At 35.4% G+C, this 12,074-nt stretch carries 10 protein-coding genes; 6 read left to right on the top strand and 4 right to left on the bottom strand.

The features are described 5' to 3' along the window. Positions 1-925: 925 nt before the first annotated feature. On the bottom strand, positions 926-1,837 hold the full coding sequence (gene ftsY / locus ACJ5GX_RS05310; protein ID WP_096097201.1) for a signal recognition particle-docking protein FtsY: 912 nt from the start codon (positions 1,835-1,837) through the stop codon (positions 926-928). A gap of 176 nt (positions 1,838-2,013) precedes the next feature. Here ftsY and iscU point away from each other — a divergent pair, with 176 nt between their 5' ends. From iscU to ACJ5GX_RS05290, 4 genes are read left to right on the top strand one after another with little or no spacing between them, the layout of a single operon-like run. Continuing rightward, positions 2,014-2,397 carry a Fe-S cluster assembly scaffold IscU gene (gene iscU / locus ACJ5GX_RS05305; RefSeq protein ID WP_007302620.1) on the top strand — a complete coding sequence of 128 codons (384 nt, stop codon included), beginning with the start codon at positions 2,014-2,016 and terminating at the stop codon, positions 2,395-2,397. A gap of 5 nt (positions 2,398-2,402) precedes the next feature. Further along, entirely contained in the window at positions 2,403-2,789 is a 387-nt protein-coding gene (locus tag ACJ5GX_RS05300; protein WP_006012614.1) for a HesB/IscA family protein, read from the top strand. Continuing rightward, positions 2,782-3,240 (top strand): iron-sulfur cluster co-chaperone HscB C-terminal domain-containing protein, encoded by a 459-nt coding sequence (locus tag ACJ5GX_RS05295; RefSeq protein WP_007302621.1) that lies wholly within the window; start codon positions 2,782-2,784, stop codon positions 3,238-3,240. Before ACJ5GX_RS05300 ends, ACJ5GX_RS05295 begins: the two co-directional genes overlap by 8 nt. Continuing rightward, positions 3,218-5,113 carry an Hsp70 family protein gene (locus tag ACJ5GX_RS05290; protein ID WP_019236960.1) on the top strand — a complete coding sequence of 632 codons (1,896 nt, stop codon included), beginning with the start codon at positions 3,218-3,220 and terminating at the stop codon, positions 5,111-5,113. The genes ACJ5GX_RS05295 and ACJ5GX_RS05290 overlap by 23 nt, the downstream gene beginning before the upstream one ends. Positions 5,114-5,116: 3 nt before the next feature. Here ACJ5GX_RS05290 and lepB read toward each other — a convergent pair whose 3' ends face one another. Further along, positions 5,117-5,902 (bottom strand): signal peptidase I, encoded by a 786-nt coding sequence (lepB, locus tag ACJ5GX_RS05285; protein WP_007302623.1) that lies wholly within the window; start codon positions 5,900-5,902, stop codon positions 5,117-5,119. Positions 5,903-6,101: 199 nt separating this feature from the next. Between lepB and ACJ5GX_RS05280 the strand changes: the two genes are divergently transcribed. Next, complete coding sequence (locus ACJ5GX_RS05280) at positions 6,102-6,458, top strand: TrbC/VirB2 family protein (protein ID WP_007302624.1); 357 nt, start codon at positions 6,102-6,104, stop codon at positions 6,456-6,458. Between the two features lie 2 nt (positions 6,459-6,460). Here the strand turns inward: ACJ5GX_RS05280 and ACJ5GX_RS05275 are convergent, their stop codons facing one another. Beyond that, a complete protein-coding gene (locus ACJ5GX_RS05275; protein ID WP_052264819.1) occupies positions 6,461-7,459 on the bottom strand; it encodes a pyruvate dehydrogenase complex E1 component subunit beta in 999 nt (332 codons plus the stop codon). Between the two features lie 60 nt (positions 7,460-7,519). Beyond that, the gene (locus ACJ5GX_RS05270) at positions 7,520-8,821 is read right to left on the bottom strand and encodes an ankyrin repeat domain-containing protein (RefSeq protein ID WP_007302626.1); all 1,302 of its coding nucleotides are present in this window, start codon (positions 8,819-8,821) and stop codon (positions 7,520-7,522) included. A gap of 325 nt (positions 8,822-9,146) precedes the next feature. Between ACJ5GX_RS05270 and uvrA the strand changes: the two genes are divergently transcribed. After that, positions 9,147-11,966 (top strand): excinuclease ABC subunit UvrA, encoded by a 2,820-nt coding sequence (gene uvrA / locus ACJ5GX_RS05265; RefSeq protein ID WP_230609134.1) that lies wholly within the window; start codon positions 9,147-9,149, stop codon positions 11,964-11,966. Positions 11,967-12,074: the final 108 nt, after the last annotated feature.

Below are 12,074 nucleotides of genomic sequence, written 5' to 3'. Positions count from 1 at the left end.
GAGATTAATCGTGAGAAGGAACTGCTACTCAAGTGTTATTTGCTTAACAAATTTACTGAAATAGGCATGGCTAAGTTTGATATAGCTTCATGAATTTATTATACATTACCCACTATCCGAAGAGCTGTGCAACAAAGCCATTCCAGTTTCACGCACTGACCATTTGCTGTTTTTACTCATAACTACCTTGTCTGGACGAATACGAAAACAAGTAGCTAATTATCGCATAAAAAAAAGAAGATGTAGAATATCTTCTTTTTTGTGATTAAAGATACATTAAATCTTGATTGTGTATTTCCTCTGCTATAAGCAATAATTTTTCGCTCTCATCAAAGAGACTTTTTGCGCTAGCTGCTAATTTCTCACTAATTTGTGGTAGACATTGTCATAATATACTCCTTAAATTTTTAAAATATATTTATGTTGGTATACAAGTATCAATATTACATTAATATAATTGCTTTTTAGGCATGAGTGACAAGCTGAAGTGGTTTTTAATTACTCAAAAAACAGAAACGTTTCTATTTCCTACACTTTCTAAAACCATAGGCGCCCATTATTAGCTAAAGTAAAGGTCAAGTATCTGGAATTCTGGACATAAAATCCTCCTGTGTAAAAAAGAGTTAGAAAAAAAATGCAGTGCACATACGACAGATATACACTGAAGAATACATTTTTTAATAAGTTTGATTAAAAAGTCTGCAGACTAAAGATAGATTTTGAGCTCTTAAAATATCTCTATTTGTAATTATAATGAGATTGAAAATATGCGGAAGTAATTTTTATACGTTAACGGCTCACCCAACCCACTTGCAATCTGGATCCCAGACTGGGATGGCAAGAAAAGGTTACTCGGATAGGAAGTACTGGAATGACACCATCTAAAAATTGAAGCTTGGTCATATGAAAAAGTTAAAGGAAATCTTCAATCACATTTAAACAGCGCTTCAGCAAACTCTTTGCCAGTAAATTCCCTCAGGTCTTCTATACTTTCACCAATTCCTATAGCGTGTAATTTTACCTTATAAGCTTCTGCAAGCCCAATCACTACTCCACCTTTGGCAGTACCATCTAGCTTTGTTACAATTAACCCGGTAACACCAACCATTTTACTAAAGGCCTCTAATTGGCTATAAGCATTTTGGCCAGTAGTTCCATCAAGAACTAAAATAACATCATGAGGAGCAGTATCATCCAATTTCTTTATCGTTCTATGTATTTTTGACAGCTCTTGCATGAGATTTACATTGTTTTGTAGCCTTCCTGCTGTATCAATTAAAACAACATCAACGCTATCTTTTATCGCTTGACTTACAGCTCTATATGCCACACTTGCAGAATCGCTACCGTGCTCTCCAGTAACAATAGAGCAATCAGAACGTTCTGCCCAAATATTTAGTTGCTCACTCGCAGCAGCTCTGAATGTGTCGCACGCAACAAGCATAACGGATTTTCCTTTTTCCTTATATTTATAGGCAAGTTTACCTATAGTTGTAGTTTTTCCATTACCATTCACTCCGCACACCATTATTATGTGTGGTTTTTTATTCAAAATGAGCGGCTGCACAACAGGGTTTAATATTGTTTCTATTTCGCTCATTAACTGCTGTGTGATAATGTTATGTTCAACTTCTGATTCAAATTTGATACTTGCGAGCTTATCAATAAGCAATCTAGAAGTTTTATGACCTATATCCATGCTAATCAGCAGCTCTTCCAGATCATCTAAAAGCGACTGATCTAATTTTTTTTTGCCAGAAAAAATATTTTTTACTCCATCACTAAAACGGGAGGAGGTTTTTAATAGTCCTTGATAAAGATTACTGAATAAACTCAAGAAATACTCCTTTCAAAATTACCATATAAAGAATGACATGCACTATATGTATTTGTAAAGTAAATACACTCGTAACCTATATATTTTGTGAGTAAAATGTACTGCTTGCTAGTGTATTTTACTTTAGTTTTTAACCTAAATATGTTATAATGTAAGTAATGGTTTACGGGTAATCTATGAGTTATAATGAGAAAATTTTAGATCATTACGAAAATCCAAGGAATGTTGGTTCTCTGGATAAAAATGATCCAAATGTTGGTACTGGTTTAGTTGGTGCACCATCATGCGGAGATGTAATGAAACTGCAAATAAAGGTCAACGATAAAGGTGTTATTGAAGACGCAAAATTTAAAACTTTTGGTTGTGGTTCTGCTATAGCTTCAAGTTCTTTGCTTACAGAAATGATCAAAGGAAAAACTATTGAGAATGTAACAAAGATAAAGAATACTCAAATAGTGGAAGAATTGTCTTTGCCGCCAGTAAAGATACACTGTTCAGTACTTGCTGAGGATGCTATAAAAGCTGCTATTCATGATTATCAAAATAAACAAAAACATTGAGGAATATGAGTGAATTTCAAGGAGTAAATTCTGTTAAAAAACCTATCACTCTAACCGCAAATGCAGTAGAGAGGGTAAGGTTTTTATTGGACAAAAAGAAGCATGCTAACCTTGAAGAAGCAATAGGAATAAGAGTTCTAATTAAGCAAAAAGGATGCTCTGGTTTAAAATATGATATTGAGTATGCATATGATGTTCGTCCTTTGGAGTCGGTAATTGAAGAAAGCTGCAGTGATGATCAAAAAGTCAAGGTGCTGATCGATCCAAAATCTATCATGTTTATCCTTGGCTCTGAAATGGATTATGTAGAGGAAAAATTCTCATCAGGTTTTATTTTCAAAAATCCTAATGAGAAAGGAAAATGTGGTTGTGGAGAGAGTTTTCATGTCTAGCAACCATTTCACATTATTTGGAATTGAACCGGCTTTTAACATCAGCTTTGATGAGCTGGAGAAAAAATATATTGAGCTAAGCAAAACTGATATAAATGAAAGAGAGTCCAAAAGTATGGAAAATATCAACAAAGCTTATCAGGTACTGAAGTCACCGCTAAAGCGTGCCGAACATTTGTTGGATCTTTTTGACGTAAAAAGCAAAAAAGAGCATCTTGATCCTGAAATATTAAATGAATCAATGGAAATAAGAGAATACTTTCTAGACTGCGATGATTTACAATTTGCAAGTAGGATGATTGATGAAAAGGTAAAAGATTGTACTAAAAACCTAATTAATGCTTTTGCTACAAAAAATTTTGATGAAGCTGCTACGCAAGTTTTTAGATTGAGATATTTATATAAGTCATTTGAGGAGATAAAGGAAAATGCGGCCAGTTCAAATTTCTGAACCAAGTTTAAATGAGGTAGTTTTTGGTATAGATCTTGGAACTACTAACTCTTTAATTGCCATGGTAAATAAAGCTGGCAATGTAGAAATATTTAAAGATGAGCAAGGTCGTGAACTATTACCTTCTGTCATTTCATATGAAAAGGATGTACTAAAAGTAGGCTACGATGTTGGCGAAAACGCTATCTGCTCTATAAAACGCTTAATGGGTAAAAGTGTTAAAGACTTGCATAAAGAAGGTATCAATTGTGAAATAGATAACGAAAGTGAAAAAGTTATTAGGGTAAAATGCTCAGAAGAAAAGTATCTCACTCCTATTGAGATCTCTGCTGAGATACTAAAAACTCTATGCAAGAGGGTAAAAAAATTCACAGGGATGAAAGTTAACAAAGCAGTGATTACTGTACCAGCTTATTTTGATGATTCAGCACGTAACGCAACCAAATATGCAGCAAAATTAGCTGGCATAGATGTTCTTCGCCTCATTAATGAACCAACCGCTGCAGCACTTTCTTACTCCATTGAAAAGAACAATAACAGTGGCATATATGCAGTTTATGACCTCGGTGGTGGAACATTTGACATTTCAATATTAAAATTACATCAAGGAGTGTTTCAAGTTCTTGCAGTTGGTGGTGATACTAAACTTGGTGGTGATGATTTTGATCATCTACTTAGTTTAATCGTGCTTGAAAAGTATAGAGAACAGGTAGGTTTAAATAAAAAATGCTCTAGTGTCATCCCAGTGCTCCGACACTGGGATCCAGAAAGTTTGATTGCAAGTGAACACACCAGAAAGTTATATAATAAGAACTGGATTCCAGTGTCAAGCACTGCACCATCTGATACAACTACCTACAAATTACAACATTCATACACTAAAACTGGTATCTGCAATATACGTGCTATAAAAGAGTACCTAAGTGAAGATACCTCTGGCACTTTTGAATTCAGCATCAATGGTGAATTATTTAAGTGCAAAATTACCAAAGAAGAATTCGAGCAAGCAATCAGTCCTTTGGTTAATAAGACTATAAATATAGTTACTCGTACTATAAGCAACATAGATCTTAAAATCGATGATATAAAAGGGGTAATTTTAGTTGGTGGCGCAACTAGAGTGCCATTAGTGCAAAATTCACTAATCAAACTCTTTGGCAATAAAGTGCTGAATGATGTGGATCCGGACAAAGCAGTTGCCAATGGGGCAGCTTTGCAGGCTCATTATTTAACTTCAAACTCAAAAGATAGGAATATTCTCCTTGATGTGCTGCCTTTATCACTTGGCATAGAAACTATGGGGGGAATAGTTGAAAAAATTATACCAAGAAATACACCACTACCAGTTTCAGAAATAAAAGAGTTTACAACTTACGCTAACGGGCAAACAGCAATGAAAATTCACGTTTGTCAAGGAGAACGTGAAATGATAAAAGATAATAAATCTCTAGCACGATTTGAACTCAAAGGTATACCACAATTGCCTGCAGGTTCTGCAAAAGTTGAAATAGGATTTACAGTTAGCATTGATGGAATATTGACTGTCACTGCAAGAGAAAAAACTACTGGAGTCGAACAGACAGTTAAAATAAATTCAAGCTCTGGCTTAAATGAAGAAGATATTCAAGATATGGTCAATCAGTCAGTAAGTAACTTTGATGAAGACATGAAGGCTCGTTCCCTTGCAGAGGCTAAAATTAACGGTAACAAGCTCATACATCTAGTTGAAAATGTTTCTACTGAGCAAAAGTTAAAAATTTTACTACAGAACGCAAAAGACGCTTTACAGGAAAATGACTTAGACAACATTAATAATGCTATCTCTGAGTTAGAAAACTCTGCTTTAGAATTATGCGAATCAGCAGACAGATAGAGTTCATACAACTTTGTGAAGTACCCTGTCAAATCTCAGAGCAATAGGTAACCTAAAATCAAACGGCAACCAATCAACTTTGCCTAATTTAAACGATAAACCAACCATGCTTACGCGTCCAACTATATTTTCAGTTGGTATTAACCCAATTTCAGAAAACCTGCTATCAAAAGAATTATTTCTATTGTCTCCCATAACAAAAAATTGATCATCAGGCACATAATAAACTGGAGTATTGTATGATAACTTATTAGAAAGATTATCTATTAGAATTTCATGCTCCTTGCCGCTCGGGAGTGTTTCGATGTATCTTGCTATATTACGCTTTGACTCATAATCAAAAAAATTTTCAATTTGTCTTCGTTTTACTTTCTGATCATTTAAATATAACTCCCCCTCTATCATTTGCACTTTATCGCCCGGTATTCCTATTACCCGCTTAACAAATCTAATGCTGTCATTTCTTGTAGGCTTGAAAACTATTATATCACCACGCTCCGGAGGGGTATAAAAGATTCTACCGCTAAAGATGTTTGGAGAAAATGGAAAAGAGTGTTTACTATAACCATATGAATATTTACTAGTAAAAATATAATCTCCCTCAAGTAGAGTGCTTTTCATTGAACCAGAAGGAATATGAAATGGCTCAAATAAAAAACTACGTATTGATAGCGCAATTAGTAGCAAAAAAAACAGTGAAGATAAAAACTTTCTCGTTCTTGCTATCCGGTTCTCTCTCAATTCTTTCAATTTTATTTTCTTTATAAATTTAAGCTTATCATAACACATAAAAGTGGTAATGTGAAATTTTACTCATGGGTGTTATTACTCTTTTTCGAAAGTCGAAATAAGCTCTCAAGTAATTGACAGTGATTGATAACCAATAGACATCATTTGCTATGCAATATTGTATAAATCACAATGCTAGTTTTACTAAAAATTATACTATTTTAGATATAATTATAGTATTTAAACTTAAGGTATAGGGATGAACCCTACAATTAGAAAGGTTTTTTGTATTCTACTTATAGTATTATTTATTTCTTTTTCTCATGTTGGAAGTGCTGCTAACTCTAATGACGATACAACTGCTCAAGTAATATGTAATATTATTGGCTACGTTTGGGGAATAGGTGGACCGCTTATGACCGTAGTGATAATAGGAGCAGCTTTACTTGCAATATTTGGTAGAATGCCGTGGCCTGCTCTTTTCGCCCTCGGTGTATTTTGCGCTGTGTTTTTTGGCGCTAAAACTATTGTCATAAAAGTAATGGGTGGTATAAACTCTACAAATGCCTCTTTTATGGAAGAATGTGGAACGGGAGATAAAAAAAAGAGTCAATAGGACTATTTCTTTCTAAAGCAGACTTGGTGCACAGCTTCAACTATATCTTCCACTTGTGGTAATGCTTTCTTTTCTAGGTTTGCAGCATAAGGTAAGGGGACATCCTTGCCGGTTACCCGTACAACCGGAGCGTCAAGGTAGTCAAATCCTTGTTCCATAATCATGGCTGAGAGTTCTGCTCCTATTCCTGCAAATGGCCAACCTTCTTCTATGCTTACTAATCTATTGGTCTTCTTAATAGAGTTAATAACTGTTTCAGTGTCAAGTGGTCTTAAGGTTCTGAGGTCGATAACTTCAGCTTCTATTCCTTCACTAGAGAGTAAATCTGCTGCATTTAACGCATCCATTAGTTTCAATGAAAAAGCAGTGATAGTTACATCCTTTCCTTCCCGTATAACAGCAGCTTTGCCTATCTCAAGTAGATAATCTTTATTTGATAGCTCAGAGTCAGGAACTTCATGCTCATGTCCATAAGCGATCTCGTTTTCTAGAAATATTACCGGATTAGGGTCACGAATTGCAGCTTTAAGCAGACCTCTGCAATCGGAGGCAAAGTAAGGTGCTATTACTTTCAACCCTGGAACATGCGAATACCAAGATGCAAAGCACTGAGAATGTTGTGCAGCAACTCTTGCTGCAGCTCCATTTGGTCCACGAAATACTATAGGGCATCCAAGTTGTCCACCCGACATATAATTTGTTTTTGTTGCGGAATTCACAATTTGGTCGATAGCCTGCATAGAAAAATTAAAAGTCATAAACTCGACTATTGGCCTCAGTCCAGCAAATGCTGCTCCAACAGCAAGACCAGCAAATCCATGTTCAGTAATGGGTGTATCAACTACCCTATTTTCTCCAAACTCTTTCAGTAATCCTTTCGTTACTTTATAAGCACCATCATACTCTGCAACTTCTTCACCCATGATAAATATATCAGGGTCATTTTGCATTTCTTCTCTGATCGCTGTGCATAAAGCTTCTCTTACACTTAAGATTGCCATTTGTAAACCTGTAGATTTCAACTGAAATAACTATATCAAAATTACCAGGAAGCGCACAAGTTAAGTTTTACAAGCATCATGTTGCACTGAGCATTGAATACTTACTTCTTTTAATTCAGTAGGTTGCGGTGATAGTGCGTATGTAACTCCACCGACTATCAATGAAGACATCACAGAAGTTGCAATCATCAATAGAATTGGTAATTGGAAGGCTATACTAAAGGCAACACCTACTGTCAACATGATTGTAAAGTTTACAGAAGCAATTTTTAAGAAAGACAGTTGTCTTTTTTCTGTTTTTTCTAGTAATACTTTATTTGCTTTGGTTTTGCTTAATTCACTATTAAGTGTTGTATTTTTACTTTTTAGATCTTGTATTTGTTGTTTTAGTGATTGATTCTCTTCACTGAGTTTATCAAGTACTTCTAACCTATTCTCATGTCCACCCATGCAATTCTTTACCCGTTTTAATTCCTCATCTGCCTCTTGTAATTTCTGGATTTGGCTATCTCGCAACTGAATTTGAGATGGCAAACTTTCTAAAGTTTGATTATCAACTGCCTCGTCGTGATTTATTTCGGAGCAGGAAGAGGTATTAAATGTAGTTTCAAGTTCTAGACCGCTGTCATCACTACTAACACTTTCGTCAATAGGAGTCTGTTTACCACTACATGTAGCACTTTTTCTTTGCGGTGACTCAAATTTTTCTACCATATTCTTAACACTAACACGTAAGTCTTGCTCACTTACTAAACTGTCACTACTTTCGCACGTAACAGGAGCCTGTGCACCACTACGTATGGTATCATATTGTTTCACAGAATTTATAACATCTGCTGGTGCAGCAGTTTTTTTCTCATGCTTTGTACAAAAATTTTGTTCTGCTTCCTTTAACATTTTTACTATAGCTTCTTTATTTTCTATATTACCAACCACCTCCCTTGGAGTCTTATTTTTGCTTTTTAATGAAGGATTAACTCGATCATCACTTAGTAGTTGTTTTACCATGCTTTCATGTCCACAAGAAGCAGCAATATGCAAAGCAGTTAGCCCATCATTTTTAGAGCCATCTTTTACTCGAGCGCTAACACTTGCTTTCTTTTTTAGTAAAAGTTCCACTATTAACATATTGTTGCATGCTGTAGCAAGATGTAACAACGTCCAATCTTCTGCAGCTTCTTCTGAAATTTTTATACTAAATTGATGTTCTTTACTAAAATTTTTACTAAACTTGTTGTACTCTCCTGCATCTTTTCCTTTTAACTCATTCTTTATTTTTTCAAGTAAATTATCTTCATCCAAATCGCTACTTTCACTTACCTCATTTATTATTTCAAAAAACTTCTCCTTCTCTATTACCATAACCTTTCCCTCTAAATTTATTTTTATCGCTGCATAATCTCACAAAAAAGTTAAATTTATCAAAATTCTATATTTTATATAAAATAAAATTTCCTGTTTCCAAAAATTGGTAAGCATGTTTTTGATGAGATTGTAGAAAACATACTTTTATGACACCATTTGTTGTACGAACTAACTTGGCGAAAACAGATGTTTATATAGTTGTATGGCAAAATGTTTTGCACTAGTTGTGCTACTTCGTTTTCCGTAATAGTTGAAAAAATTAGTAGAAAGTTGTTGTAAGTTTATGTATTTTGAGGCTGTAATGGTCAAAGGTACATGAAGTATGATCAGAGTTAAAGGTGCAAGAGAGCATAATTTGCAGGGTATTGATGTCAATATACCAAAAAATAAGTTAGTTGTTATAACTGGACTAAGTGGTTCTGGTAAGTCTAGCCTCGCATTCGATACGATTTATGCAGAAGGCCAACGCCGATACGTCGAAAGTCTATCGGCTTATGCACGTCAATTTCTTAATATTCAAGATAAACCTGACGTTGAATCGATCACAGGCCTCTCTCCTGCAATATCAATTAACCAAAAATCGATCTCAAAAAATCCAAGATCAACTGTTGGAACCGTTACTGAAATTTATGACTATCTACGCTTAATATATGCGCGAATAGGCATTCCTTACTCACCCGCAACTGGATTGCCAATAACGAAACAGACTGTATCTCAAATTGTAGATACTATTACAGCATTACCTTTAGAAACTAAAGTATATATAATTGCTCCTATTGTACGTGGTAGAAAGGGAGAGCATCTAAAAGAGATACTGGAAATTAAAAAGCAGGGTTACGTAAGACTAAAAATAAACGGTGAAATATGTGATATAGATGACTTGCCTAAGCTCGATAAAAACAAGAAACATGATATTTTTGTGATTGCAGATAGAGTGTCCATATCAGATGATATAGGAAATCGACTACCAAGCAGTATAGAATCAGCATTGAGACTTGCCCATGGCTTAATGTATGCAGAAATAGTTAACTTACCTGATAACCACAATTCCGAGTATAAAAATGGTCAAACTTTAACTTTCTCAGAGAATTTTGCATGTCCTGAGTCTGGCTTTACTCTTGAAGAAATAGAGCCAAGATTGTTTTCTTTTAACAGCCCCTACGGTGCATGCAGTTCATGCAATGGGCTCGGTAAAAAGCTAAGTGTTGATGCAAAGCTAATAGTGCCAGATGAAACGCTCTCGATATCTGAAGGTGCTTTAAAGCCAATTGGATCAATATTCCGTCAAGTGCATACAAACTATGGATTGCTAAAAAATGCAATTCTGTCACTGGCTGAAAATTGCAAATTTAGTCTTGATGTTCCGTGGAAGAATATAGACCAAAAAGTGAAGGATTTAATACTTTTTGGCTCTAGAGAAATGAAATTTCAAGGTTTGGTCAGTATCCTAGAACGCCAGATGGATTACGATGCATCACTTATTGATAGGTATTGTTCTGTTACTGACTGCAAAGAATGTGCTGGCTATAGATTGAGAAAAGAAGCACTTACAGTGAAAATTGATGAAAAACACATAGGTGAAATATCAGGGCTCAGCGTCGATGAATCCCTTGATTGGTTTGAAAATTTGCCAGACAAGCTCACAGAACAACATAAGCAAATTTCAAATAAAATATTAAACGAAATAATCAAAAGGCTGACATTTTTAAAGAATGTAGGGCTAAATTACCTTACACTTGACCGTGAATCTAGCACTCTCTCTGGTGGTGAAAGCCAGAGGATCAGGCTTGCTTCGCAAATTGGCTCTGGTTTAACAGGAGTGCTATACGTGCTTGACGAACCCTCAATTGGCCTTCATCAATGTGATAATGATCGATTAATTGCCACACTTAAAAATCTGAGAGACATGGGTAATACTGTGATTGTTGTTGAACATGATGAAGACACAATAATGGCTGCTGATTATGTGATTGATATTGGTCCTGGAGCTGGTGTAAACGGAGGAAAAGTTGTTGCAGAAGGAACACCAGATCAGTTACAAAAAAATTCAGAGAGCATAACAGGACAGTATTTAAGTGGAAAGAAGGAAATTTCAATTTCAAAAAGAAGAAAGCAAACAACTCAGTTCATAAAGGTAGTTAATGCTTGTGAGAACAACTTAAAAAATATAAATGTTGAATTTCCTATAGGGAATTTTATTTGTGTTACTGGAATATCAGGAGGAGGGAAATCAAGTTTAGTGATAGAAACATTATATAAATACTCAGCACACAAGATAAATCATTCATCTGCAAGGCATGGTCAATGCGACAAAATAGAAGGCCTTGAGTATATAGATAAAATTATAGAAGTTGATCAATCGCCAATTGGTAGGACCCCAGCATCAAATCCAGCAACATATGTTGGTATGTTTACTCACATCAGAAATTGGTTTGCAGGTCTCCCAGAGTCGAAGGCACGAGGTTACAATATAGGCCGATTTTCATTTAATACCAGGGGAGGAAGATGTGAAGCTTGTAAAGGTGATGGGCATTTAAAGATCGAGATGCATTTCCTACCGGATGTTTATGTGAAATGTGAGCAATGTAGAGGACAGAGGTATAACCGAGAAACATTGGAAGTTACTTACAAGGGAAAATCAATTTCTGATGTGCTTGATATGACAATAGATCAAGCATGTGACTTTTTTGAAAATCTTCCAATGATAAAGGAAAAGTTGATTTCTTTACAGGAAGTAGGGCTTGGCTATATAACGCTTGGACAGTCGTCAACAACGTTGTCCGGGGGTGAAGCACAACGAATAAAGCTGTCTAAGGAACTATCAAAGCGATTTACCGGGAAAACATTGTATATTCTCGATGAGCCAACAACTGGGTTACATTTTGAAGATGTAAATAATTTACTGAAAATACTCCATAGGCTAGTTGATTTAGGAAATACTGTTATAGTTATTGAGCACAATTTACATGTTATAAAAACTGCTGATTACATAATAGATATTGGTCCAGAGGGTGGAGTAAAAGGTGGCGAAGTGGTTGCTGTAGGAACTCCAGAAAAAGTTGCACAGACTCCAAAAAGCGTTACAGGCAAGTATCTTAAAACATATTTATTGGTAGGGTCGAGAACTGGCGCGCCTCTTTAGGGCTTGGTGGCTGATCCATTATTTTCATGTTGGGCCTCAATCCAAAATTCCCATGTTTACGTTTCCAGCTCCCGCCTCGTCAAACGCAGCATGCAGTTTTCCCGCACT

It is taken from the genome of Wolbachia endosymbiont of Tuta absoluta, assembly GCF_059414725.1.
The sequence above is the reverse complement of the archived record's forward strand: the minus strand, read 5'-3'. Positions and strand labels throughout refer to the sequence as shown.

Bases quoted from the DNA above. Each gene is read 5' to 3' on its own strand.
- ACJ5GX_RS05295 (WP_007302621.1), top strand. From the start codon at position 2,782: ATGTCTAGCAACCATTTCACATTATTTGGAATTGAACCGGCTTTTAAC.
- ACJ5GX_RS05300 (WP_006012614.1), top strand. From the start codon at position 2,403: ATGAGTGAATTTCAAGGAGTAAATTCTGTTAAAAAACCTATCACTCTA.
- ACJ5GX_RS05290 (WP_019236960.1), top strand. From the start codon at position 3,218: ATGCGGCCAGTTCAAATTTCTGAACCAAGTTTAAATGAGGTAGTTTTT.
- uvrA (WP_230609134.1), top strand. From the start codon at position 9,147: ATGATCAGAGTTAAAGGTGCAAGAGAGCATAATTTGCAGGGTATTGAT.
- ACJ5GX_RS05280 (WP_007302624.1), top strand. From the start codon at position 6,102: ATGAACCCTACAATTAGAAAGGTTTTTTGTATTCTACTTATAGTATTA.
- lepB (WP_007302623.1), bottom strand. From the start codon at position 5,902: ATGTGTTATGATAAGCTTAAATTTATAAAGAAAATAAAATTGAAAGAA.
- ACJ5GX_RS05270 (WP_007302626.1), bottom strand. From the start codon at position 8,821: ATGGTAATAGAGAAGGAGAAGTTTTTTGAAATAATAAATGAGGTAAGT.
- iscU (WP_007302620.1), top strand. From the start codon at position 2,014: ATGAGTTATAATGAGAAAATTTTAGATCATTACGAAAATCCAAGGAAT.
- ACJ5GX_RS05275 (WP_052264819.1), bottom strand. From the start codon at position 7,459: ATGGCAATCTTAAGTGTAAGAGAAGCTTTATGCACAGCGATCAGAGAA.